This window comes from Paraglaciecola chathamensis S18K6 (genome assembly GCA_000314955.1).
In the GTDB taxonomy this organism is placed as follows: Bacteria; Pseudomonadota; Gammaproteobacteria; order Enterobacterales; family Alteromonadaceae; genus Paraglaciecola; species Paraglaciecola chathamensis.
Window position 1 is genome coordinate 49,081 of sequence record BAEM01000029.1, and the last position, 24,132, is coordinate 73,212.

At 43.8% G+C, this 24,132-nt stretch carries 22 protein-coding genes; 8 read left to right on the plus strand and 14 right to left on the minus strand.

The window, feature by feature from the left end:
• Genes fabD through yceD form a run of 5 tightly spaced genes read right to left on the minus strand, consistent with a single transcriptional unit; the run spans position 1 to position 3,700 of the window.
• Entirely contained in the window at positions 1–930 is a 930-nt protein-coding gene (fabD, locus tag GCHA_RS09030; protein WP_007987330.1) for an ACP S-malonyltransferase, read from the minus strand.
• Between the two features lie 60 nt (positions 931–990).
• Positions 991–1,950, minus strand: coding sequence for a beta-ketoacyl-ACP synthase III (locus GCHA_RS09035; RefSeq protein ID WP_007987332.1), 960 nt, complete (start codon positions 1,948–1,950; stop codon positions 991–993).
• 3 nt (positions 1,951–1,953) lie between these two features.
• Complete coding sequence (plsX, locus tag GCHA_RS09040; RefSeq protein WP_007987334.1) at positions 1,954–2,979, minus strand: phosphate acyltransferase PlsX; 1,026 nt, start codon at positions 2,977–2,979, stop codon at positions 1,954–1,956.
• Positions 2,980–2,991: 12 nt separating this feature from the next.
• Entirely contained in the window at positions 2,992–3,162 is a 171-nt protein-coding gene (gene rpmF / locus GCHA_RS09045; RefSeq protein WP_013753767.1) for a 50S ribosomal protein L32, read from the minus strand.
• Between the two features lie 10 nt (positions 3,163–3,172).
• On the minus strand, positions 3,173–3,700 hold the full coding sequence (gene yceD, locus GCHA_RS09050; protein ID WP_006993865.1) for a 23S rRNA accumulation protein YceD: 528 nt from the start codon (positions 3,698–3,700) through the stop codon (positions 3,173–3,175).
• A gap of 123 nt (positions 3,701–3,823) precedes the next feature.
• Between yceD and GCHA_RS09055 the strand changes: the two genes are divergently transcribed.
• Positions 3,824–4,414 carry a Maf family protein gene (locus tag GCHA_RS09055; RefSeq protein WP_007987338.1) on the plus strand — a complete coding sequence of 197 codons (591 nt, stop codon included), beginning with the start codon at positions 3,824–3,826 and terminating at the stop codon, positions 4,412–4,414.
• A gap of 109 nt (positions 4,415–4,523) precedes the next feature.
• On the opposite strand, the gene rfbD is transcribed toward GCHA_RS09055, so the two are convergent.
• The 5 genes from rfbD to rluC are packed head-to-tail and all read right to left on the minus strand — an operon-like array spanning position 4,524 to position 9,006.
• Positions 4,524–5,387, minus strand: a complete 864-nt coding sequence (gene rfbD, locus GCHA_RS09060) for a dTDP-4-dehydrorhamnose reductase (protein WP_007987340.1) — start codon at positions 5,385–5,387, stop codon at positions 4,524–4,526.
• A 48-nt stretch (positions 5,388–5,435) separates the two neighbouring features.
• A complete protein-coding gene (rfbC, locus tag GCHA_RS09065) occupies positions 5,436–5,984 on the minus strand; it encodes a dTDP-4-dehydrorhamnose 3,5-epimerase (RefSeq protein ID WP_007987341.1) in 549 nt (182 codons plus the stop codon).
• A gap of 27 nt (positions 5,985–6,011) precedes the next feature.
• Entirely contained in the window at positions 6,012–6,908 is an 897-nt protein-coding gene (rfbA, locus tag GCHA_RS09070) for a glucose-1-phosphate thymidylyltransferase RfbA (protein ID WP_007987344.1), read from the minus strand.
• Positions 6,908–7,999, minus strand: a complete 1,092-nt coding sequence (gene rfbB, locus GCHA_RS09075; protein ID WP_007987346.1) for a dTDP-glucose 4,6-dehydratase — start codon at positions 7,997–7,999, stop codon at positions 6,908–6,910. Before rfbB ends, rfbA begins: the two co-directional genes overlap by 1 nt.
• Before the next feature lie 50 nt (positions 8,000–8,049).
• Positions 8,050–9,006, minus strand: coding sequence for a 23S rRNA pseudouridine(955/2504/2580) synthase RluC (gene rluC / locus GCHA_RS09080; protein WP_007987349.1), 957 nt, complete (start codon positions 9,004–9,006; stop codon positions 8,050–8,052).
• Between the two features lie 574 nt (positions 9,007–9,580).
• Between rluC and rne the strand changes: the two genes are divergently transcribed.
• The 5 genes from rne to GCHA_RS09105 all read left to right on the plus strand — a co-directional run bounded on the left by rne (position 9,581) and on the right by GCHA_RS09105 (position 17,612).
• A complete protein-coding gene (rne, locus tag GCHA_RS09085) occupies positions 9,581–12,835 on the plus strand; it encodes a ribonuclease E (protein ID WP_007987351.1) in 3,255 nt (1,084 codons plus the stop codon).
• Positions 12,836–13,015: 180 nt separating this feature from the next.
• Positions 13,016–14,326, plus strand: coding sequence for a DEAD/DEAH box helicase (locus GCHA_RS09090; RefSeq protein ID WP_007987353.1), 1,311 nt, complete (start codon positions 13,016–13,018; stop codon positions 14,324–14,326).
• A 179-nt stretch (positions 14,327–14,505) separates the two neighbouring features.
• Positions 14,506–17,100, plus strand: coding sequence for an intermembrane phospholipid transport protein YdbH family protein (locus GCHA_RS09095; protein ID WP_437123585.1), 2,595 nt, complete (start codon positions 14,506–14,508; stop codon positions 17,098–17,100).
• Positions 17,101–17,117: 17 nt separating this feature from the next.
• On the plus strand, positions 17,118–17,276 hold the full coding sequence (locus GCHA_RS09100; protein WP_233075757.1) for a YnbE family lipoprotein: 159 nt from the start codon (positions 17,118–17,120) through the stop codon (positions 17,274–17,276).
• Positions 17,277–17,285: 9 nt separating this feature from the next.
• Positions 17,286–17,612: a YdbL family probable chaperone protein gene (locus GCHA_RS09105; protein ID WP_007987359.1), complete on the plus strand. Its 327-nt coding sequence runs from the start codon at positions 17,286–17,288 to the stop codon at positions 17,610–17,612.
• Positions 17,613–17,724: 112 nt separating this feature from the next.
• Here GCHA_RS09105 and GCHA_RS09110 read toward each other — a convergent pair whose 3' ends face one another.
• Genes GCHA_RS09110 through GCHA_RS09125 form a run of 4 tightly spaced genes read right to left on the minus strand, consistent with a single transcriptional unit; the run spans position 17,725 to position 22,141 of the window.
• The gene (locus GCHA_RS09110; protein ID WP_007987361.1) at positions 17,725–18,489 is read right to left on the minus strand and encodes an SDR family oxidoreductase; all 765 of its coding nucleotides are present in this window, start codon (positions 18,487–18,489) and stop codon (positions 17,725–17,727) included.
• A 26-nt stretch (positions 18,490–18,515) separates the two neighbouring features.
• A complete protein-coding gene (locus GCHA_RS09115; protein WP_007987363.1) occupies positions 18,516–19,280 on the minus strand; it encodes an SDR family NAD(P)-dependent oxidoreductase in 765 nt (254 codons plus the stop codon).
• Positions 19,280–20,284, minus strand: coding sequence for an NADP-dependent oxidoreductase (locus GCHA_RS09120; protein ID WP_007987365.1), 1,005 nt, complete (start codon positions 20,282–20,284; stop codon positions 19,280–19,282). The genes GCHA_RS09115 and GCHA_RS09120 overlap by 1 nt, the downstream gene beginning before the upstream one ends.
• Before the next feature lie 51 nt (positions 20,285–20,335).
• The gene (locus GCHA_RS09125) at positions 20,336–22,141 is read right to left on the minus strand and encodes an acyl-CoA dehydrogenase (RefSeq protein WP_007987366.1); all 1,806 of its coding nucleotides are present in this window, start codon (positions 22,139–22,141) and stop codon (positions 20,336–20,338) included.
• A gap of 223 nt (positions 22,142–22,364) precedes the next feature.
• Here GCHA_RS09125 and GCHA_RS09130 point away from each other — a divergent pair, with 223 nt between their 5' ends.
• Together GCHA_RS09130 and GCHA_RS09135 are read left to right on the plus strand one after the other, a co-directional pair.
• Positions 22,365–23,339, plus strand: a complete 975-nt coding sequence (locus GCHA_RS09130) for a GlxA family transcriptional regulator (RefSeq protein ID WP_007987368.1) — start codon at positions 22,365–22,367, stop codon at positions 23,337–23,339.
• Between the two features lie 446 nt (positions 23,340–23,785).
• Positions 23,786–24,094, plus strand: a complete 309-nt coding sequence (locus GCHA_RS09135; RefSeq protein WP_007987370.1) for an isoamylase early set domain-containing protein — start codon at positions 23,786–23,788, stop codon at positions 24,092–24,094.
• Positions 24,095–24,132: the final 38 nt, after the last annotated feature.

The following is a 24,132-nucleotide window of genomic DNA, read 5'->3' on the forward strand; positions in this document are numbered from 1 at the left end:
TTATTGAATAATGGAGACTGTTTCAGCGCTATTTACCGCTTCGCAGTTTAACGACTTATCAATGCGTTTAATCAATCCAGTTAACACCTTACCTGGACCAATTTCATGAATTTGGCTGACACCTAAAGATGCTAGTTTTTGCACTGTCTCAGTCCAGCGCACTGGGCTGTATAATTGGCGTAATAATGCGGCCTTAATGTTTTCAACATTAGACTCTATCGCCACATCAACATTGTTTATCACACCAATTGAAGGAGTATTAAACGAAACCGAATCAAACATTACAGCCAGCTTATCCGCTGCAGGTTTCATTAAAGCACAATGCGACGGGACACTGACAGCTAATGGCAGCGCACGCTTCGCGCCAGCTTCTTTACACAACTCGGCTGCTTTATCTGCAGCGGCTGTATTACCCGCAATAACGATTTGGCCAGGAGAGTTAAAATTAACTGCTGACACGATTTGTTGGGTATCGTTCTGAGCTTGTTCACATGCCTGTATCACTTTTGCATCATCAAGCCCAATAATGGCGTACATGGCCCCTACCCCTTCAGGTACAGCCTGTTGCATGAATTGTCCACGTGCTTCAACCAATTTAATACCGTCTTCAAATGACAAAACACCTGCACATACCAGAGCAGAATATTCTCCTAAGCTATGACCTGCCAAGTAATGTGGCATGTTAACGCTCTGCGCCTTTAACACCTGGAATATCGCAAAACTAGCTGCTAACAAAGCTGGCTGAGTTACCTGCGTTTGTCCTAATGTTTGAGCACTATCATTTTGCACTACATCCCAAAGATCATAGCCTAGTACTTTACTTGCGCGGCTAAATGTTTCTTCTACTAGCGGATGATTTGCCGCTAAGTCTTTCAACATGCCCACTGTTTGTGACCCCTGACCTGGGAACACCCACGCGCGTTTTGACATAAAACTTCCTTTCATTTTCTCACTAAAATATTTATTACGACTTGAACCGAAGCACGAAGGTTAATAGCGCACCAATGCCGATGCCCAAGCGAAACCACCGCCGAATGCTTCTAACAATAAGTTTTGGCCGCGTTTGATACGTCCGTCTCTGATCGCTTCATCAAGTGCAGTAGGCACAGTTGCCGCTGAAGTATTGCCATATCGTTCTAAGGTCAGCACAACCTGATCGAGAGACATATCTAATTTTTTGGCGGTTGCCTTTATAATGCGGAAATTAGCCTGATGAGGAACAAGCCAGTCTAACTCAGACTTTTGCATATTGTTCGCCGCTAGTGTTTCTTCGACCACTTCACTCAGTTTAGTTACCGCGACTCTGAATACTTCGTTGCCCTTCATTGTTCCCCAGTTTTCATGGATAGATAACTCATCCCCACGGGTTGGGTTACCAATAGCCAGCAGATCGCCGTAGGAGCCTGCGGCATGAATATGAGTAGAAAGTATGCCCGGCTCTTCACTTGCTTCAATAATCGTTGCACCGGCCGCGTCACCAAATAATATTACCATGGTGCGATCTTCGGGGCTTATCATTCGGCTTAAACAATCGGTGCCGACCACGAGAATACGCTTTGCCATACCAGATTTAATGTATTGATCAGCCACGCTCAAGGCATAACAGTAACCAGCACATGCTGCGGCAACATCAAATGCTGGAATGCCATCTATATCTAAGGCTTTTTGAATTTCACAGGCTGTACTGGGTAATGCATAGCGTCCACTGGTTGTTGCACACACAATCATGTCCAAAGATTTGGCGTCTATACCCGCCGCTTCTAGCGCTTTTTTACTCGCTTCAGCACCCATAGTGGCGGCAGTTTCGTGTTCGCCAATGATACGGCGTTCTTTAATACCCGTACGGTCCGTGATCCACTCGTCTGAGGTATCCACCATCAAGGACAAATCTGCGTTGGTGCGCACGTCGCTTGGATAATAACTACCGGTACCAATTATTCTAGAATTCATTTATTAAGAGCGCTCCATCAAGAGGTTTTCTATCTTATCTTTAATTTTTGTGGGAACTTGCCTATTGGCTTCTTGAACCGCTTCGCGGATCGCATACAAAAAAGCCTCATCAGAGGCATTTCCGTGGCTCTTGACCACAATTCCGCGCAATCCTATCAGACTCGCACCGTTATACTGGTCGGGGTTCACTCGTAAATAAAGCCGGCGTAATAAAGGCATCGCCAATTTTGCCATGATTTTACTCAAAAAGTTCCGCCTAGCGTCACGTTTTATCTGTTCTATCAGTAGTTTAACTAACCCTTCGCATGATTTCAGGGCAATATTTCCTGAGAAACCGTCCGTTACAATTACATCTGCAATATCGTTGAATATATCATCACCTTCAACAAAACCGATATAATTGATGTGCTCGCTGTCGGCCAATAAGCGGCTTGCTTGCTTGATGCTAGCCGGGCCTTTAATTTGCTCCTCACCGACATTCAGAATCGCTACTCTCGGCCGTTCTATGCCCCCAATCTCTTGAGCTAAAACAGAGCCCATAACGGCGTTTTGTAATAACGTTTGCGCATCGCTTTGCACAGTTGCGCCTAAATCTAACAAATACGCCTTTTGACCTTTAGCTGTGGGTAAACTAGACACCAAAGCTGGACGATTTACTCCGGCAAGAGTCTTAAGTTGAGAGCATGCTATTGCGAGCAAAGCACCTGTATTGCCGGCACTAACACAGGCATCTGCCTGACCATTTTTTACGTGCTTGATCGCACAGGCCATAGATGAATCTTTCTTGTGGCGAAGCGCTGTAACAGGATTATCGTCCATCAAAACTTGCTGGTCACAATGAACAATGGAATAACGATTAGATAAAGAAGAAGAGTGTTGTTTTAACCAAGATGTGATGACACCTTCGTCACCGCAAAAGACGAAATTGAGTTGAGGAAATTCATTCAGTGCTTTTAAGGCTGCGGATAGAATAATATGGGGGCCGTTATCGCCCCCCATAATATCTAACGCTAAGGTTAGATGACGCAAAGTTATCTCAAATTATAATGAGAGAACTTTTTTGCCTTTGTAGTAACCATCAGCTGTAACGTGATGACGAACGTGCGTCTCACCTGATGTAGAATCTACAGACATAGTCGCAGTTCCCAACGAATCATGCGAACGACGCATGCCACGTTTAGAACGAGTTTTACGATTCTTTTGTACTGCCATTAGTTTGCTCCTAGTCTCGCTTAAGTTCTTTCAAAACCGCGAACGGGTTTGGACGTTCATCGACCGGTTCAATTTTTCCGAACGTCATATCCTCTGCCTTAATGTCACAATCCTCCTCTGCATGAAGGGCAACAATGGGCAAAGAGATGATCATTTCGTCTTCAAAAATTTGAAGTAAATTGACTTCTCCGTGGTCATTGACCTCTACCGGGTCGTAAATATCCGGTAACTCATCGGCCTTTTCATCATCCAGTCCCTGCACAGGACTGAAACAAAAAGACACATCTAAAGGATGAGTAAAAACACCATTACATCTTTGACAGACAAGTGATGTTTCACAACGAATTTGACCTTCGAAGTAGGAAAGACCCTGCTCGTCTTTCAAAAACTTCACTTCGATATCAACTTCATCGTCTACGCCAGCAACCGTACTTAGCAATCTCGGCATATCAGCCGTTAACATTACCCCCTGATATTCAGAGCGTTTTGTTGCACTTTTGATTGGATCGAGTTGTTTAGGTAATTTTACTTTCTGCATAGCGCGCGCATCATAAAGGCTGAAATGGTTTTAGTCAAAGAAAATATAATTTTAAGTCCTATGTAAAATAAGCAATTTATGCTTTTATGTCGGCCATCAATAATAATACAGGTCGCCTATTTGATGAAACTAATTCTTGCATCAACCTCACCTTATCGAAGAACTATTCTTGAGAAACTATGTATCCCCTTTTCATGCGCTGCACCAAACATAGATGAAACCCCGCTCAAAAGTGAAACAGCTGACGAGTTAGTGCAGCGATTAGCCGCAGAAAAAGCCCAGTCAATAGCCAAATCTCATAAAGGCCTAATTATCGGTTCAGACCAGGTGGCCTTTGCGAAAGGAACGATTTTAGGAAAGCCTGGAAATAAGACCAAGGCAATTGAGCAGCTTAAAATGTTAAGCACTGAAACTGTCACCTTTTATACGGGCCTGTCTTTATTAGATATCGACACTGGGCGTCAGCAAACTATGGTGGAGACGTTTGATGTAACGTTTAAACAACTCAGCGTAGCGCAAATCAATCGATACCTTGACCTTGAAAAACCTTATGATTGCGCTGGAAGCTTCAAAAGCGAGGGGCTGGGAATTGCTTTATTTTCTTCATTACAAGGGCGCGACCCGAATTCGCTCATTGGACTTCCCCTTATTGCACTAATAGAACTTCTGACGTCATTCGACATCGATGCCTTTGATTATATGCAGCCCGCATAAGCACCTCGCCCAATAACGATAAACGTTAAGCCAAGTGTCGTATTTCAAATAAATGCCCTGAAAACTAAGCTCTCAAAAAAAACAGGCTAACCAACTAAAGTAGCGCTCGCTACTTTAGTTGCTCTAACATGCTAGCAAGCTGTTTTCGCCAATGAACAGTTTGCAAACCTGTATCATTTTCGGCACTGGTTTTATCGATGACAGAAAATACCGGGCGTTTTGCCGGCGTTGGATATTGCTGTGCGTAAATTGGAAGGATTGGGATTGCTTGCTTCAACAATCCTTTTTCTAACGCTAATTCTTGGATCGCGACCGCAAAGTCGTACCAACTGGCCACGCCCGCATCGGTCCAATGATACATCCCCTTGATGTCACCTTGGCCCACTACAGCCCATAACCATTGAGCTAACCCGGCCGCATAGGTAGGCGTGCCGATTTGATCAGATACAATGCCCAACTGCGGCTTTTCTTGCATTAACCGCAGCATGGTTTTCACGAAGTTATTACCATGGGTTGAATATACCCAAGCCGTTCTCACGATGACAGCCTCTGGCAATACGTTTTGTATGCCTAGCTCACCTGCTAGTTTTGATGCACCGTACACACCAAGAGGATTAGGGGTATCCGTAATCGTGTAAGGGCAGTGTTTAGTGCCGTCGAAAACAAAATCTGTTGATACATGCAGTAAACGAGCACCAATGTCTTTACACGCATTGGCAATATTAACTGCGCCAGTTTCATTTACTAAATAAGCGTTCTCTTGGTCTGATTCTGCTTTATCGACAGCGGTATAGGCTGCGCAATTAATGACAACGTCCGGTTTTACAAATGAGAATACCTGTGCAACGTCGCCTGATTGAGTAATATCAAGCTCACTACTGCCAAAAGCAAAGACTTCAACTCCGGCTTTTGGTGCACGATGGCACAGCTCCCAACCTAACTGACCGTTTTTACCGGTAATAAGTACTTTCACAATATGTCCATATTTTGATTAATTTAAAATAAGCTCACAAACGCGTTGCTAGTCGAATTTCGGTGCATCTTTAAATAAGCAGCCAACCTTATCCTTTTCTGATAACGCTGGTACATCACCATTTACCAAAGGCCATTCAATATTAAGGTCAGGGTCATTCCATAGAATCGACACTTCGGATTGAGGGTGATAATAATCGCTACACTTGTAAACAAACTCAGCGGTTTCACTGGTCACATAAAAGCCATGGGCAAAACCAGCGGGTACCCATAACTGTTTATTGTTCTGTACTGACAATTCAAGGCCAAATGATTGTCCAAAGGTAGAAGACGATTGACGTAAATCCACTACAACGTCATAAACACTGCCTTGTGTCACTCGTACTAATTTGCCTTGCGTATGTTCTAACTGATAATGCAGGCCGCGTAAGATCCCTTGACGAGATTTACTGTGATTATCTTGAACCAATGTCTGCACACCGGTTGTCTCGGTAAAAAGATCAGCGCGGAAGGTCTCCATAAAAAAGCCTCGCTCATCGCCAAAAACTTTGGGTTCAAATATCAATACGTCATTGAGTGGCGTTTGGGTAATTTGCATACTAAAACTCTATAAGTGAATCGGGGGTTATTCGTAACCGTTGGCAAGGTTCAGTAAGTATTGCCCGTACCCCGTTTTGGCGAGGCTGTTACCCTGCGCAACTAATTGTTCTTTGCTTATCCATTTGTTGCGAAAGGCAATTTCTTCTAAACAGGCCACTTTAAGGCCTTGTCGGTGCTCAACAGTTTGCACAAATTGCCCAGCATCTAGTAGAGAATCATGGGTACCGGTATCGAGCCAAGCAAATCCACGTCCCAATAAAGAAACGTTAAGATCACCTCGATTTAAATAGGCCAAATTTACGTCGGTAATTTCCAATTCGCCTCGATGTGAAGGTTGAATGTTTTTTGCAATGTCAATGACATCATTATCGTAAAAGTACAGACCCGTTACCGCGTACTGCGATTTAGGGGCAAGTGGCTTCTCTTCAATACTGACGGCTTTTTTATCTTTATCAAATTCAACCACACCAAAGCGCTCTGGGTCGGTTACATGATAGCCAAAAACGGTTGCGCCTTTTGTGACTTGGGTCGCATCTTTTAACTTATCGGAAAAGTGCTGACCGTAAAATATGTTATCCCCTAACACCAAACTTACATTCGCGTCACCGATAAACTCTTCGGCAATGATAAAAGCTTGAGCAAGTCCATCAGGACTAGGTTGTACGGCATACTCAATCTCAACACCAAAATGACTACCATCGCCTAACAAACGTTGAAAGTTTTCTTTGTCTTCGGGCGTTGTGATAATCATCACTTCACGAATACCTGCGAGCATCAGTACTGAAAGCGGATAATAAATCATCGGCTTATCATAAATGGGTAATAATTGCTTTGATGTACCTTGAGTAATGGGGTGTAAACGAGAGCCCGAACCACCCGCCAAAATGATACCTTTATATTGAGCCATGTGATTAGTCATCATTATTCTCCTTTACCTAAACGGCCTAATTTGTACTTCCCTGTAAGAACGCGTTGCCACCAAGATTCATTTGCAAGGTACCACTGCACTGTTTTGCGCATACCAGAAACGAAATCTTCTTCTGGAGCCCAGCCTAGTTCTTTTTGAATATGGCTAGCGTCGATGGCATAACGTGCATCATGCCCTGGGCGGTCTTTTACAAATGTAATTAAATCAGCGTACGCGGATATATCAGGTGATCTTTGCTCTGGCGCTAATTCATCTAACAAAGTACAAATAGTACGTACCACATCTAAATTGCGTTTTTCGTTGTGACCACCGATGTTAAAGGTTTCCCCTACTCTGCCTGATTTCACCACGACACATAAGGCCCGAGCGTGATCTTCAACAAACAGCCAATCTCGTATTTGGCTACCGTCTCCATACACTGGTAGTGGCTTACCCGCTAGCGCATTTAAAATTACGTGAGGCACCAATTTCTCGGGGAAATGATATGGACCATAATTATTTGAACAATTAGTAATGACCGTAGGCAGGCCATAAGTACGTTGCCAACTTCTGACTAAATGATCGGAACTGGCTTTACTCGCAGAATAAGGAGAGCTTGGCGCATAAGGCGTATCTTCAGTAAATAAGGGTAACTCACTGCCAGAAGGCCACTCATCTGGGTGCGGCAAATCGCCGTACACTTCATCGGTAGATATATGATGAAAGAGGAATTGTGCTTTGCGCGCTTGTGATAGGTTCTGCCAATATTCACGGGCAGCATCGAGTAACGTATAAGTGCCTACCACATTGGTTTGAATAAAAGCGTCTGGCCCATCAATTGAGCGGTCAACATGAGATTCTGCGGCTAAATGCATGACAGCATCTGGTTGATGCGTCTCAAACACGCGTTTAATTTCTGCTGCATCACAGATATCCACCTGCTCAAAAGTATACCTGTCGCTTTTCAGCTCATCAGGGATTGACTCGGTATTCCCCGCGTAAGTTAAAACATCCACATTGATCACACTATCTTGTGTGTTCTCTAATAAGTGCCTCACGACAGCGCTGCCGATAAATCCGGCCCCACCGGTTACAAGTATCTTCATGAAAAATTAAACCTTTTACCATTTCTTATAATGACATCATGTCTTAATGATTAATTACGCGTTTCTAACGCACTTAGCGCCTTGTGCAATTGTTGATCAAGTGGCGCTTGAAAACTTACCCGTTCTTCCGTTTTAGGGTGAATAAAAGCCAATGAATATGCATGCAAAAATAAACGCTTAAGCCCTTTTTTATTCATCAATTCGGTAAATTCCCCGTCACCGTATTTATCATCGCAGGCAATGGGGTGGCCAGCATGTAGGCAATGCACACGAATCTGGTGTGTTCGTCCTGTAATGGGAGATGCTTCTACTAACGTTGCACCGACATATCTCTCTAATACGCGAAAGCGTGTTTCTGAAGGTTTTCCTTCACTATCAACAGACACTAAACGCTCACCTGACTTTAAAATGTTTTTCAATAACGGGGCGTTTACCTTGTACCGATTTTCCGGCCATTCGCCAACAACCAAAGCGTGATAGCGCTTGTCCATTTTTTTATCGCGCAATTGTTCATGCAAATTTTTAAGGGCAGAACGTTTTTTAGCAATCACCAAGCAACCGGATGTATCTCTGTCTAATCGGTGGACTAATTCTAAAAATCGCGCTTGGGGACGCAAAGCACGAAGCGCTTCGATGACCCCAAAACTCAAACCACTACCACCGTGGACAGCCATGCCAGAAGGCTTGTTTAACACGATGAGTAAATCGTCTTCGAATAAAATGTGCGACTCAAGTGACGCCACTTTATCTAATTTAGTTGATGGTGCTGCATTAGGTTCTGATACACGAATGGGAGGAATACGTAATTGATCATGAGCCTGAAGTTTATATTCAGGCTTCACTCGCTTCTTATTTACTCTTATTTCGCCTTTACGCACAATGCGATATATAAGGCTTTTAGGCACCCCTTTTAATAGGGTACGTAAAAAGTTATCGATGCGCTGACCCTCAAGGTCTGGCTCTATTTCAATAAATTGAACTTTCTGGAATGTGGTATCTGTAATCATCAGAGTATTATAACTGGAATCCCCCCATGTATGACCAGCACTTTATTCGCTTGCCAGCGTTTAGATTTTAATGTGATAATGCGCCAGTCTTGCTAAAGGTTATTACCGAGCAAGACAAACAGATGTAATAATCCGTTCTGGTAGCAGTGCGACACAAATTAGTCGTTTAATACTGCCCTATCGATTGCGAAGTGAGTAACTTTTCGTAAATGTGATAAAACAGAACCAAAACATCAGCGATGATAAATAACTATTTGATCGCGGCCGATGTAAAGAATGTAATTGAATTGACAACATACTGGGTTTGTTATGCCCAATTTTTTCAACGCATAACCACCGAGTATTAACCGTTTTAAGAAACGAATTTACAGATGTCAGAAGCAGCCGAAACTGACACCCAAGTGGGAAGTATTTAATATAATTATGCGTTAAATAACGCATAAGGTACTTAGGCAAAAACTTAAAATTAGTTAAATACAGCCGAGAGGCTGCATGACAAAAAATTGTCGAAACTCAACGCATGTCTTTCATCCGTGGCGATCGGTACACCACCGAGTCAATAAGAATGAAAAGAATGTTAATCAATGCAACCCAGCAAGAAGAGTTGCGTGTTGCCCTCGTTGATGGTCAGAAGCTTTACGATTTAGACATTGAAAGCCCAGGCCATGAACAGAAAAAAGCCAATATATATAAAGGCACTATTACCCGCGTCGAACCCAGTTTAGAAGCAGCTTTTGTCGACTATGGCGCAGAGCGTCACGGTTTCCTGCCTTTAAAAGAAATCGCACGCACTTACTTCCCCCAAGGTTACAAATTTGAAGGCCGTCCAAACATCAAGGATGTCATCAAAGAAGGTCAAGAAGTCATTATTCAAATTGATAAAGAAGAGCGCGGCCAAAAAGGCGCAGCACTAACAACCTTTATCAGTTTAGCCGGTAGCTACTTAGTACTGATGCCGAATAACCCAAGAGCAGGCGGTATTTCCCGCCGTATCGAAGGTGATGAACGTACTGATCTTAAACAAGCGCTAAGCAACTTAACCTTACCTGATGGCATGGGTTTAATTGTGCGTACTGCTGGTGTGGGTAAATCGGCCGAAGAGTTACAATGGGATTTAAGCGTTTTGTTAACCCATTGGACAGCCATTTCAGAAGCCGCTGATTCGCGCCCTGCTCCGTTTTTAATCCACCAAGAAAGCAATGTTATCGTGCGTGCTATACGTGACTATTTACGTCGCGATATTGGTGAAATTCTGATTGATAAAACCAGCATTTACGAACAAGCGATGAAGCACATTGAGTTGGTTCGCCCCGACTTTGCTAATCGTGTAAAACTGTATCGTGGGGATGTGCCTTTATTCAGCCACTACCAAATCGAAAGCCAAATCGAGTCAGCGTTCCAACGTGAAGTACGCTTACCGTCAGGTGGCTCGATTGTTATCGACCCTACCGAAGCGCTTACATCAATTGATATCAACTCAGCTCGTGCCACCAAAGGCAGCGATATTGAGGAAACCGCATTTAATACCAATCTTGAAGCTGCCGATGAAATCGCCCGTCAATTGCGCCTTCGCGATTTAGGCGGTTTGGTTGTGATCGACTTCATCGACATGACACCTGTTCGCCATCAACGTGAAGTTGAAAATCGAATGAAAGATGCCGTACGACACGATCGCGCTCGTGTTCAACTCGGCCGTATTTCTCGCTTTGGCTTACTGGAAATGTCGCGCCAACGTTTACGCCCATCATTGGGTGACTCTGCCCACAATGTATGTCCGCGTTGTAGCGGCCACGGTACTGTTCGCGGGACCGAATCATTAGCGTTATCTGTACTACGCATCATGGAAGAGGAAAGCATCAAAGATAATACAGGTCAGATTGAAGCTCAGCTTCCTGTCAATGTTGCGACTTACCTATTGAATGAAAAGCGTGGCGCCGTTGCCAGCGTTGAAAAACGTCATAAAGTGCAGCTAGTTATTATTCCTAATCCGAATATGGAAACGCCACATTATCACGTTGCGCGTCGTCGCCCTGACGATGCAATACACGACATGAGCTATAACGTCGAGTTGATGAAAAACGAAGACACTGAAGCGGATAAAGCAGTCACTGCCACTCCGGTTAAGGAACAGCCTGCACTTCAAAGTTTTGTTTCGCCTGCAAAAGCAGCGCCGGCTCAAACTCAAGGAGCGAAAGCAACCGAGGTTGAAAGTGTTTCTTTGTTAACTAAAATTGCCAGTTGGCTAAAATCATTGTTTGCGCCTGCGCCGCAACCTGAGCCAGAGCCTGAAGTTAAACCGCAACGTAAACCTCAGCAACGTCGCAACCGCAACAACCCACGTCGTGGTAAACAAGGTGATAATCGCTCTGAAGGTCGTAACGACAATCGTAGTGAAAGTCGTGGTGAAAAAGCGGACAGTCGTGACGGTAATGAGAAGCCAAATAATCGCAAGCCTCGTCGCAACGATAATCGTAAACCTCGTAACGACAATAAAACGGCAAAAGATTCGACAAATAACACGCCGGATCAAAAGAAAGAGCAGAAACCTTCAGCGCCGCGTAAAGAAGTAAAAGAGCATAAGGTAGCTGAGCGTCGTAAACGTCGTGATAATAGACGTAGCGTGCGTGTCGATGACACTAAAGAACAGGTAACGAGCAATAGCACTCAAGCAAACGGTTCAGATGTGAAAGCATCTACGGTCAACCAATCGTCAGCCCCTGTTGAAGCTAATGTACCGAAAAACATTGAACAAACTAGTGCGCACAATGAAGCTGCAACCGTTGATACACAAGTGCCTGTATCGGCTCCAGCTCACAGTGATGATTCACCGAAAAAGCCTAAAGCAAAGGGCAAAGAAAAGCGTGCTCAAGAAGCAACCCATGAAACGCATGAGGATCCAGCTAAACCTGAGTCTAGCGACACTCAAGATAACGAAAAAAGTGAGAATACAACCCAGCGTACTCGTAGTCGCCGTTCACCTCGCCATATTCGTGCTGCCGGTCAAAAGCGTCGTAAAGATGAAGATGCGCAAGCGTCTCAAAGCGACAATGAAGACCAATCAGCGAAGCAAGATGAGTTGCAGTTTGACGACCCACAAGCGCAAGCCGCTCCAGTGCAAACTGAGCAAGCCATTGCAGAGTCTGTAGAACAGGCACCACAGCAAGCATCTGATACGACGGTAAGTGCTGATGTTGCTGCACCTGCGCCTGCTCAAGGTGATTTACTTTCTCAACCCGAAGATACAATCTCGAAAGGGGAAGATAAACCTAAAGCACCTGAAGTGACTGCGGTTCAATCTGAAGATAGACAACCAGTGGTTAAGCCTGCATCAACGGAACAAGTTTCACCGTCTGATGCACCTAACGCTTCTGCAGAAAATGAAGTGCCCGCAACCCAAGAAGCGCCTGTTGAGCCACAAGCGCGCGTAGAATCTGACGCGCCTGCTACTGACAACGCATCTGCTGTTGAAGCATCTACTAATGAAGCGCCTGCCGCTCATGAAGAGTCTGCCGCTCATGAAGAGTCTGAACACAAAGAGACGAAACAGGAACACCACAAGCCGACTAAAGCTAAAGCGAAGAAAAGCGCGCCTAAAGCTGAAAAGGTAAGTGCAACAGCTGAAAAAGTAAGTGCAACGGTTGCTAAAGCGAAGGCTTCACATCCTATGGCAACACCGGCTACTGTTGAACATGTGTTTAATACGCTAGAAATAGGTTCGTTAGCTGACGATGCTAGGCCTTCAGTGAAAGCATCTGGTCGCTCAGCGGCTATGGTTGCTGCGTCAACTCGTGCAACTGCACCTGCTACGCGTCCTACAGCACAAGACTGATTTCACCGCGCTAAATCGCGCTAGTTGAAATAACAAAAACCGCTGTTAGCACTGCTAGCAGCGGTTTTTTTATATTCTAGATTGCTAATCACGGGATATGCTGTATCCTCGCGCCCTCTCTATAATGCTTGAAAAAGCAGCATAGACTTTGATAATTAATTCACGACCAGCGAGTAAAATATGAGTTTTGCCGATTTAGGCTTATCCCCCGCCATTTTGTCTGCCGTTACAGCCAAAGGCTACACCGACCCATCGCCCATTCAAGCACAAGCTATTCCTGCCATACTAGAAGGTAAAGATATTATGGCAGCCGCACAGACTGGCACAGGTAAGACTGCGGGGTTTACTCTCCCTTTGCTCGAATTGCTTAATCGTGGCAAGCATGCCCGTGGTAACCAAGCCCGAGCGCTTGTATTAACGCCTACTCGCGAACTAGCCGCTCAAGTTGGTGCCAGTGTCGTCGATTATGGCAAAGATTTACCGCTACGTTCAGCGGTAGTATTTGGTGGAGTAGGCATTAATCCACAAATGATTAAGCTTCGTAAGGGCGTTGATATTTTAGTCGCCACACCCGGTCGCTTATTGGATCTATATAATCAAAACGCTGTTCGATTTGACGATCTTGAAGTGCTTGTACTTGATGAAGCTGACCGTATGTTAGATATGGGCTTTATTCATGACATCAAAAAGGTGTTAAAGCTGCTTCCTGCGAAACGTCAAAATCTTCTGTTTTCAGCAACCTTCTCGGACGATATTCGCGCCTTAGCCAAAGGCTTAGTGAACAACCCTGTTGAAGTCTCAGTGTCTCCGCCAAACACGACGGTAGAAGCCGTTGAGCAATCTATTTGTCCGGTCGATAAGAATCAAAAAACACCTGCCTTGATCCGTATGATCAAAGATAACGATTGGCAGCAAGTATTGGTTTTCAGCCGCACGAAACACGGCGCCAATCGTATCGCAAAACAACTTGAAGCACGAGGCATCACCTCAGCTGCCATTCACGGTAACAAGAGCCAAGGTGCACGCACAAAAGCATTGGCAGAGTTTAAAAGTGGAAAAGTACGGGCGTTAGTCGCTACAGATATCGCTGCGCGCGGACTAGACATTAGTCAGTTACCCCAAGTCGTAAACTATGACTTGCCGAATGTTGCAGAAGACTATGTTCACAGAATCGGTCGCACAGGTCGTGCTGGTGCAAGTGGCCAAGCGATTTCATTAGTAACCGCAGACGAATTTTCATTGTTGGCCGACATTGAGCGTTTTACTAAACAAATTATTCCACGCAAGGGAATTGAAGGGTTTGCACCTGTTCATGACTTGCCTGAGTCACGCTTAGATAACAGACCCATCAAGCCTAAAAAGCCCAAAAAACCTCGCGTTCAACACAGAGATGGGCAACGCTCTGGTGATAATGCTCGCGGCCATTACTCTAGTAAACGAAGAGGCAACGGCCCTAAAAACGCTAGCCCTCGTCGCTCAGCGTCTGATTAGAGTAATACCAATCCACGTTAATAAGTGATCACTTATTAACGTGGAATGGTATAAGATACAAATTCATTCTTTGTGTTTACGCTAGGTAAGCACAAAGAACGTCATATATTTTTTAGATCAATTCCCACTTTATTTGTTAATGTACAGCCATTCATTTTGTTTTAGATAGGCTGTCTTCTGTGGGTAAATTGTTTTCAAAAAAGCGCTACCTCTTACCAATAGTTTGCCTCACGTTTTTACTCTTCTCGCTGATTACCGCCTATGTTTTCAGAAACTCGCTAACCGTTTTTTTTATCGAGCGATATGCCAACGAGCAATCGATTAAGGTCAATTGCCTTGCATTCGACATAAGTAGTCGTCTTAACGTCCATATAGAACAAGCATGTATTCACATGCCAGGCTTAACGGTCGATATTCACAATGCACACTTTTCACGCCAGCAAAACAGCGTATTTATCGACTCACTTAGCGTTGAACATATCAAGCAAAACAGCGCAGACGTAAGCCCGGCAGTTGTATCGCCGCTAGATTTGAATCAATGGCAGTTACCAGCCAATTTGCCACGCTTACAAATTGATAATGTAACCTTTAAAAGCGAACTGATTAACCACCCCATAAATTTTAGCCTGGGGCAACCCACAGCGCATTCTTTGACATTAACGGGCGATGTACAGGCGACACTTGTGCTGAACAAAAAGAACGACACAACGCATAACAAAACCGTCATTGAAGGTGATATTAATTGGAGGTTATCTGAGGTTGTTGACAAGATCCCGCTAGATGCGCAAACGCTAGCGTCTCTTGAGCCAGTCTTGAATCAGCAGACATTTATGAATGCCCCTATTAGCAGCCATATTCTATTTGATGGTTCTGTTATCACCTCAAAACATCAGCTTGCCAGTCATTTTGACTATACATTTGAGCCGTGTTCATTAGGTTCTCGTATTAACGGTCAGTTAGGAATCGATGCTTCTTTGATAAGCCAATCGATTGGTTTAGATCTAACGAAATTGCGCATACATTCAAAGTTAAACAACGAGTGCGTCACCGTATCCCCTCAAATACCTTTTGATCTGCCTAACGAGTTTACTGTAGAGCTCTCTGAGCCACTTAGGGTCAATCAGCAAACTGTGATAGTGCCCTCTATTTTAATAACCAGCGATGCTCTCACGCTCACGTTAGCAGAATCACGAATTGTGTTAGCAAACGCACAAGAGCCAATTCAGATTTCAAGCCAAGTAAATCTTGAAGGCTCTGTACACATTAAGACCAATGAAATAAATGGCAAAGCAAAGGAGACTGCTTTTAATACGCTGGAACTAACCTCACACTCAGCTCTGAATCTTATAGGCCAAGCATGGGCACTCGAAAATATTAACATTGCGCTAAAAGCCCCGCGCATTTCACAATATAACCTGTCAGCTCAAGCACTATCAGCGAATATCCAAGGCGCGATATCCTTATCCGATGGCGTTGCACTAACACTTAATGTACAAGCAAAAAATGCCGCCTATCGCCCCGCCCCAACCTCGTCTGATATTGAACCTGTTCCCATTACGGTAAAAGCAGTAGATGCTGACATCATTTTGCAGGGCCACCATAAACAAAACCTGACAGCGTCGTTAAATACGCACTTAACGCAAGTAAAGCGCGATACGCTGTTAGTCAACAAGCTAAACAATCAACTGAGCGGTAAAATCAGCCAATTGCGTAAAATAGATTTGACCGGCAGCACCCGTATCAATGGCATTGCATTAAACCTTGATGAAGATCAGTACTTAACCTTTGCATCACTTTTTGCCACACACGCAATAGCAGGTGATCTTCAAGATAAATCCCTAGTCAGCGAGCATGACCTGATAGTTGATGAAGCAATTCACATGAATATACATCAGCAACAACAAACGTTAACTGTTAGCGCTGAGCAACAAGCCATCAGTAATTTTCAGAGTGTTGTTAATCGGTTTATGCCAGAACTGACATTGCAAGAAGGTATGCTTAACCTGAACGGACTTTTTGAGCTTCAGGGATCCACGTTCGACGGTAAGTTTGCCCTTGCGAACGGTGCGCTAAAGTATAATGAATACACGGCAAAGGGGGCAGTTACCACAGGACATATTCAGTTTAATTCAGCAGGTCTTCAGCTAGATAAGAGCACATTACATATCGAAAGCGTTAACGCAGGCGTACCAATTGAAAATATCGAAATTGAATATGTTTTACATAACAGCAAGGCCAAAATTAACCATGCCCGTGGTGATATATTAGGCGGAACATTTAACGTAAGTGAATTATGGTTAGATAAACGTAACCAACATACTCAAGTGACGGTAAATGATATTAGTTTGGCAAAGGTAGTGGCATTGCAGCAGCAATCAGGCATCAATGTGACCGGAAGCGTTTCGGGTATCCTACCTATGAGCGTAAATAACAATGAAGTGCATATTGATGATGGACTATTAAAAAGTGAGGGGCCAGGGACCCTAAAAATTGACGGTAATCCGGCATTTGACTCGATTGCTGAACAACAATCTGAATTAAACTACTTAAGAGATTTACAGTTTGAGCAGTTAAGCAGTAACGTAACATTAAACTCAGACGGCTTATTGTTGTTAGACTTAGCTATTTTAGGCAAAAACCCAAATCAACAACAGGCGGTTAATTTTAATTACCATCATGAGGAAAATGTCTTAACCTTATTACGCTCACTTAGGTTGACAGATTCAGTACAGAATCAAATTGAACACAAAATTAAACAAGGCGGTGTACAGTGAAAATAGTGTGGCTAGCGATGGCATGTATTTCGTTGGGTGCTTGCACACATAAAGTGCAAGTAGAAACGAAGGAGCCGATTACTATCAATATCAATGTGAAAATTGACCACGAAATCCGCGTTAAAGTGGATAAAGAGTTAGATGATATTTTCAGCGATGACAGTGAATTATTCTAAGGAGACACCATGAAAAAGAGCCTATTAACCACATTTGTTGCAGCAACATCCTTATTTTTCACAAGCATGACATTTGCCGTTGAATTGGACGATGCTAAAGATCAAGGTTTAGTGGGTGAGCAGACAGACGGCTATCTAGGAGCCGTCGTCAGTCAACCCGATGTTATTGCACTCATCAAAGAAGTAAATAACAAACGCAAAGCGAAATACAGTCAACTCGCGTCTAAGAACAACTTAACACTAGAGCAGGTTGAAAAGCTCGCGGCAAAAAAAGCCTATGAGAAAACCGCATCAGGGCACTATGTGCTGGTAAACGGCAACTGGGTTAAAAAATAGATATCATGTATAAAAAACCGCCAGCGCGAGAATGCTCACACTGGCGGTTTTTTATCTTTATTAGATAAGACCTTTTAGACAAGGTCTTTTTAGCTGTTTTTTCAGGCCATTTTTAAGCTAAATAACCGCCATCAACGGTAATAGTCGTACCTGTGGTATAGGTCGATGCATCGGATACCAAGTACAGTACAGTACCGGCCATTTCGTCAGGTTGTGCAACGCGCCCCAATGGAATTGTCATTAACGCCGTTTTTAATATTTTATCGTTCGATGTTAACGCCGAAGCAAATTTCGTCTCAGTTAGCCCCGGAAGCAAAGCATTCACTCGGATATTCAACGGGCCACATTCTTTGGCGAATGCTTTAGTCATACTGATAACAGCCGCTTTGGTAACAGAATATATACCTTGCATAGCGCCAGGTGAAACACCGTTCACCGACGCAGTATTGAGTATCACCCCGCCACCCTGCTCTTTCATCATTTTACCTGCAGCAACTGACATAAAGAAATACCCGCGAATATTGACGTCAACCGTCTTTTCGTAGGCTGCTAAATCCGTATCTAGAATATGCCCAAAGTACGGATTAGCTGCGGCATTATTGACTAAAATATCCAAGCGACCAAAGTCACTCTTTATGGTCTCAAACGTTGATTCAATTTGTGCCATCTCCCCGACATGACAGGCTAACGCAGTTGCTTTACCCCCTGCATCACGAATGCTTTGTGCGACCGCTTCGCAGCCATCTATTTTACGACTCGACACGATCACATGGGCGCCGTAAGTAGCAAGCAACCTTGCAATAGATTCACCAATACCGCGACTCGCGCCAGTGACTAACGCAACTTTCCCCGTTAAATCAAATAATTCTGTTTTCATTTTTTGTCCTTTAAATTAATCGTTGGTTACGCGGTCATTCCGCCGTCTAGAACCACTGTATGTCCGGTCATAAAACTTGACTCTGGTGTGCATAACCATGCTATTGCTCCAGCAATTTCTTGTGGCTCACCGAGGCGTTTCATAGGGTTTGCTTTTACCAATGCTTTTTGCCCACGTTCATCTAATTTTGAAAGTACATTCTCCACCATAGGGGTGCGGATAAAGCTTGGACATACCGCGTTGAAGCGAATGTTGTGCCTAGCGTATTCAACTGCCGCTGTTTTCGTTAAGCCCACCACCGCGTGTTTCGCTGCGCTATATGCTGACAAAGTAGGTGCAGCTCGAATGCCTGCCACTGATGAAATATTAATGATATGGCCACCGCCATTTTCCATCATGTGCGCCAGCGCTTGCTTCATGCAATACCACACGCCATTGACGTTCACAGCGATATTTTTATGGAATGTCGCATCATCAATTTCAAGCATAAATTTAGGATCGTGATCAATGCCGGCATTATTGATGACCACATCAATATTGCCTAATTCACTGATAGCGCTTCTAAACAGTGCCTCAACCGACTCGCTTACGCTGACATCCACTTTGCAAAAACGTGCTTGGCCGCCTTCGTCGTTAATGCGCTGAACTAGAGCATTGCCGTCAGCTTCATTCAAGTCGCCTATAGTGACGTTTGCACCGCGCTTACTTAACAATAATGCGGACTCAGCACCGATACCTGACGCTCCGCCTGTGATTAATATATGCTTTCCAGCTACACTGTTATCACTCATTATTCGTCATCCACCTTCAGAACAAGCTTTCCTGTATTTTCACCGTTAAATAACATGAGTAAGGTCTCGGGGAAATGCTCGATACCCTTTACCACATGTTCTTTCGCTTTTAATTTACCCTCAGATATCCACTTAGCCATTTGCTCAGCGGCTTCACCGTAGTGTTTTACATTGTCAAATACCACAATGCCTTCCATACGTGCGCGGTTCACCAGAAGCGACAAGTAGTTTGATGGGCCTTTTACTGCTGTTGTATTGTTATATTGACTAATAGCACCACAGATTACGATCCTCGCATGCATGCGAATTTGTGTGAGTACATCGTCTAAAATCTCACCGCCTACATTATCAAAATAAACGTCAACGCCTTTTGGACAATGGGCTTTAAGCGCTTTTTTAACATTTTCGCTTTTGTAATCTATCGCTCCATCAAAACCTAGTTCATCCACAAGATATTGGCATTTGTCTTTACCACCGGCGATACCTATCACAGTACAGCCTTTTAGCTTGGCAATTTGCCCAACAACCGTGCCGACTGCACCAGCAGCGCCTGATACTACAACCGTTTCCCCTTCTTTAGGCTGTCCTGTATTGAGTAAGCCAAAATAAGCGGTCATTCCTGGCATGCCCAGCACACCTAAATAGCGCTCTAACGGCGCAATACTGATATCAATTTTGTGTAAATCTTGAGCATCTGAAACCACAAATTGCTGAACCCCGCCGTGACCAAAAACATAGTCACCTTTGCGGTAATCAGGTGACGTTGATGAAATGACTTCACCAACGGTACTGGCGCGCATTACTTCGCCGATCTTTACTGGGGCAATATAGGATTTCCCGTCATTCATCCAGCCACGCATGGCCGGGTCGAGAGAAATGTAGGCGATTTTAACTAATACTTGATTTTGCCCCAACTCAGGTATGTCACTCTCTACCTGCTCCCAGTTCTCTCTTGTTGGTGTCCCCACGGGGCGCTTGGCTAACAAAAACTGTGTATTTTTCATATTAAAAAACTCCTTCACTATACAAAACGCGCTGGTAATGGTTTAACAAAGTTAGAACCATGCTTCTTGCATCGCGCTACAACTGTCGTTCATATTTGTTAATAAGGTGAAATCACGATTGATTGCACTTAGCTCCCAATCAATAAAATATTTTGCGGCTTGCAATTTACCGCGATAAAACGCTTCGTCGTCTTGTGGTAACTGCCCTTTCGCCAGTGCCGCCTCTGCGGTAATGGCTTGGCGGATCCATATCCAACTCACAACGATTTGACCAAATATTGTCAAAAAGCAACTTGCATTGGCCAGCAATGCATTTTGGTTTTCACCTCGAAGTTCTGAACCAATCAAAGGAATAAGGGTTTGTAACTTTCCGAGATAAGGCTGTAGGTCCGCAATAAGTTGCTGGCTAACACTGTGTTGTGCTTTGGCGAAATCGTCACTCATGGCCTTTTGCAACGCCACTAAACCAGCGCCATTCGCTTGCCATAATTTACGTGTCATCAAATCTAATGCTTGAATGCCATTGGTGCCTTCGTGTATCGGGTTTAAACGATTGTCACGCCAGCACTGCTCCACTGGGTATTCCCGTGTATAACCAGAACCACCAAGAATTTGTATCGCTAAATCATTGGCTTTAGGGCCAAACTCACTTGGCCATGCTTTTACCACTGGGGTCAATAAATCAAGCAGTTCGGCGGTTTTTTGTTTTTCTTCTGGTGTTGCGGCCGTATGTAAGTCGTCGACTAATCGAGCAGCGTAGAAACACAATGACATGCCACCTTCCACATAAGACTTCTGCGCTAAAAGCATACGCTTAACGTCACCATGTTGAATAATCGTAGCGGGTTTGTCGGTCGGTTTGTTGTTCGGCGCAACGCGCCCTTGGGTTCGCTCTTTGGCATATTGTAAAGAATGGCGATAGCCAGCGTAACCCAGCATAGCGGCACCGAATCCCACACCTAAACGTGCTTCGTTCATCATCAAGAACATGTATTTTAAGCCTTGATGTTCTTCACCTACTAAATAGCCATGGCAATCGTCTTTTTCACCAAATGACAATACCGTTGACGTGGTACCGCGATAGCCCATTTTATGAATAAGACCCGCAAGAGACACATCATTGCGCTGGCTCGGTTGGTCATTTTCATCTAAGCGATATTTTGGCACCACAAATAGTGAGATACCTTTCACCCCAGGAGGCGCTCCTTGAATTTTAGCTAACACAAGATGCACTATATTGTCTGACAGTTCATGATCGCCCGCCGAGATGAACATCTTGCTGCCTTTGATTCGATAGCTTCCGTCACCCGCAGGTTTGGCATTCGTGGTAATATCAGCCAAAGAAGAACCAGCGTGTGGCTCAGTTAATGCCATAGTCCCGGTAAATTCACCGGTCAACATGCGTGGCATAAACTTGTCTTTTATCGACTGACTGGCAAAGTTTTTAATCACATTAGCGGCCGCTACCGTCAAAAATGAATAGCCCGTACTTGAAGGGTTTGAAGAGGTAAAGTAGCTTGAACACGCCATCATAATCGTTTCAGGCAGCTGCATACCGCCATCTTCAAAGTCAAAGCGTCCTGCAATCAAACCCGACTCAGCATAAGTGTCAAACGCTTCTTTCACCTCAGGGATCATGTGTACTCGTTCCCCGTCAAAGGTAGGCTCATTTAAGTCAGCTTTGCGGTTATGAGGTGCAAATTTTTCTCTGGCTATTTTATCGGCCGTTTCCATGACTGCGTCAAACGTGCCTTTGTTGTGCTCGCTGTATCGTTCTCTTTCACATAAGGACTCAGTATCAAGCACTTCATACAATTGGAAGGCTAACTCTTTACGACTGACCAGTTCTTCGCTCATTTTTATACCTTTAATTACCTGTCGAAATTTACCTGTAACCACCATGGAAACACGACATATTATTGTGACGCCAAGTTAGGCAACATTCTTTTAACAGATTGTAGCTTCGCAGATAAAAGAAGCGCGATTAATTGTCATATATGACATAATAATGGTGAATTAAGACAGTTATAAAAGCTGGTGATAGCTGCTAAAAACAGTTGTTTATAGTGAGGAATATTTTGTGTTTAAAGTAACCATTTTAGGGTTCGATCAAGCTTATGCCAGTGCCATAACAGGTGTATTGGATATTTTTGGTTTAGCTGGAATAACCTGGCAACGTATGCAAGGCCAACCTATCAAGCCCTTGTTTGACGTTCAGATAGCGTCAATAGGCGGACGCAACGTTAAATGCATAAACCAGCTCGAATTGAACGCTCATGTTGCCATCGAGAGCGTCAGCAAAACCGATCTGCTGTTAATTCCGACTATCGGTGGTGATCCCCTTGAAGTCCTGAAAAACAATGTTGCGTTACTGCCTCATATTCGGCACCACTATGCGCTCGGAGCAGACATAGCGAGTAACTGTAGTGGTGCATTTTTACTTGCTCAAGCGGGCATATTAGACAAACGCATGGCCACAACGCATTGGGGTTACGCTGAGCTATTTGGCAAACTTTATCCCCAAGTTAATTTAATGATCGATCGCTTGATAACAGAACAAGACAATATTTTCTGTTCTGGCGGTGGGATGGCTTGGTTTGACTTAGCATTATTATTGATTGAGCGTTACGCAGGGCATGATATCGCTACCACGACGGCGAAAGCCCACGTGATTGATTTATCCAGAGGAGAACAATCAGCCTACGCTTCGCTGCGCACCAAAAAATACCATCAGGATGCTGAAATACTGACTGTGCAACAATGGCTCGAAGAGAATTATGCGCAAAAAGTCTTTATCGAATCATTAGCCGCCACGGTGAACTTAACGCAGCGTACTTTCGTGCGCAGATTTAAACGTGCTACAGACCAGTCTCCTCTCTCATATTTACAAGGTGTAAGAGTCGAAGCGGCTAAAAAGCACTTAGAATCAGCAACGCACAGTGTTGAGCGAATTGTCAGTTTGGTGGGCTACGACGATTTAAGTTCTTTTACCCGTTTATTCAAAAAGCACACTGGGCTATCTCCGAGCCAATACGCTAAAAAATTCAGTCGGTGAAGTAAGGAGTCATACCAATTACTTTGAGCGCTTTCCCTGTGTTGCCATCTTAACGTCATAATGGTAGCCGAAGATTTACACCTACAAGCGCTACGTTGAGCACAGTTTATGCTTATACCAATATCATATAGCTAATTTAATAAAGAAAGACAGCGGCATTTGGTAGCAATTCAGCTCACACAGCCTGTAAATACCATTAAAATCAAAGACATAAGAGCTTAAGATAAATTATTTAATGAACGATGTCTGCTCGATAAGCAGTTGCAACATAAGGAGAAATGCATCAATTTAGGGCAAGTTAATTGCTCGTTGTTGTCGTTTCATATTGGGTAAAGAGTAAAGTTTTAAATTTTTCGTAATTTTATTACTAAATAATTATAAAAATACGGAATATTGGTGTATAAATGCACAAAATCTGTTCTTTAATTACGCACGAGAGGAAAATCATGGCTTTTAAGAAACAATATTTGAAATCTAAACCTGTTTGTAAGGTCACATTTAAAATCAGCAAGGAAGAAGCGAAAGAAGCAGACTCCGTCAGCATCGTTGGAGATTTTAATGACTGGGATAAAAGTGCGACTGTGATGAAGAAGCTCAAAAACGGTAGTTTCTCTGCAGCGATGGACTTACCGGTAGAGAATGAATACCAATTCAGATATTTGTTAGATGACAAAGCATACGAAAATGACTGGCAAGCTGATGCTTATACAATGTCGCCCATGTCAAATGAAGAAAACTCGGTGATAAAACTATAATACCAATCCGCATTAATAAGTACAGACGCCCTACGCTT

Excerpts from the sequence above, each read along its gene's own strand:
- fabD (WP_007987330.1), bottom strand. The coding sequence starts at position 930 with ATGTCAAAACGCGCGTGGGTGTTCCCAGGTCAGGGGTCACAAACAGTG.
- GCHA_RS09035 (WP_007987332.1), bottom strand. The coding sequence starts at position 1,950 with ATGAATTCTAGAATAATTGGTACCGGTAGTTATTATCCAAGCGACGTG.
- rpmF (WP_013753767.1), bottom strand. The coding sequence starts at position 3,162 with ATGGCAGTACAAAAGAATCGTAAAACTCGTTCTAAACGTGGCATGCGT.
- yceD (WP_006993865.1), bottom strand. The coding sequence starts at position 3,700 with ATGCAGAAAGTAAAATTACCTAAACAACTCGATCCAATCAAAAGTGCA.
- GCHA_RS09055 (WP_007987338.1), top strand. The coding sequence starts at position 3,824 with ATGAAACTAATTCTTGCATCAACCTCACCTTATCGAAGAACTATTCTT.
- rfbC (WP_007987341.1), bottom strand. The coding sequence starts at position 5,984 with ATGCAAATTACCCAAACGCCACTCAATGACGTATTGATATTTGAACCC.
- rfbA (WP_007987344.1), bottom strand. The coding sequence starts at position 6,908 with ATGATGACTAATCACATGGCTCAATATAAAGGTATCATTTTGGCGGGT.
- rfbB (WP_007987346.1), bottom strand. The coding sequence starts at position 7,999 with ATGAAGATACTTGTAACCGGTGGGGCCGGATTTATCGGCAGCGCTGTC.
- rluC (WP_007987349.1), bottom strand. The coding sequence starts at position 9,006 with ATGATTACAGATACCACATTCCAGAAAGTTCAATTTATTGAAATAGAG.
- rne (WP_007987351.1), top strand. The coding sequence starts at position 9,581 with ATGTTAATCAATGCAACCCAGCAAGAAGAGTTGCGTGTTGCCCTCGTT.
- GCHA_RS09090 (WP_007987353.1), top strand. The coding sequence starts at position 13,016 with ATGAGTTTTGCCGATTTAGGCTTATCCCCCGCCATTTTGTCTGCCGTT.
- GCHA_RS09100 (WP_233075757.1), top strand. The coding sequence starts at position 17,118 with ATGGCATGTATTTCGTTGGGTGCTTGCACACATAAAGTGCAAGTAGAA.
- GCHA_RS09105 (WP_007987359.1), top strand. The coding sequence starts at position 17,286 with ATGAAAAAGAGCCTATTAACCACATTTGTTGCAGCAACATCCTTATTT.
- GCHA_RS09110 (WP_007987361.1), bottom strand. The coding sequence starts at position 18,489 with ATGAAAACAGAATTATTTGATTTAACGGGGAAAGTTGCGTTAGTCACT.
- GCHA_RS09115 (WP_007987363.1), bottom strand. The coding sequence starts at position 19,280 with ATGAGTGATAACAGTGTAGCTGGAAAGCATATATTAATCACAGGCGGA.
- GCHA_RS09120 (WP_007987365.1), bottom strand. The coding sequence starts at position 20,284 with ATGAAAAATACACAGTTTTTGTTAGCCAAGCGCCCCGTGGGGACACCA.
- GCHA_RS09125 (WP_007987366.1), bottom strand. The coding sequence starts at position 22,141 with ATGAGCGAAGAACTGGTCAGTCGTAAAGAGTTAGCCTTCCAATTGTAT.
- GCHA_RS09135 (WP_007987370.1), top strand. The coding sequence starts at position 23,786 with ATGGCTTTTAAGAAACAATATTTGAAATCTAAACCTGTTTGTAAGGTC.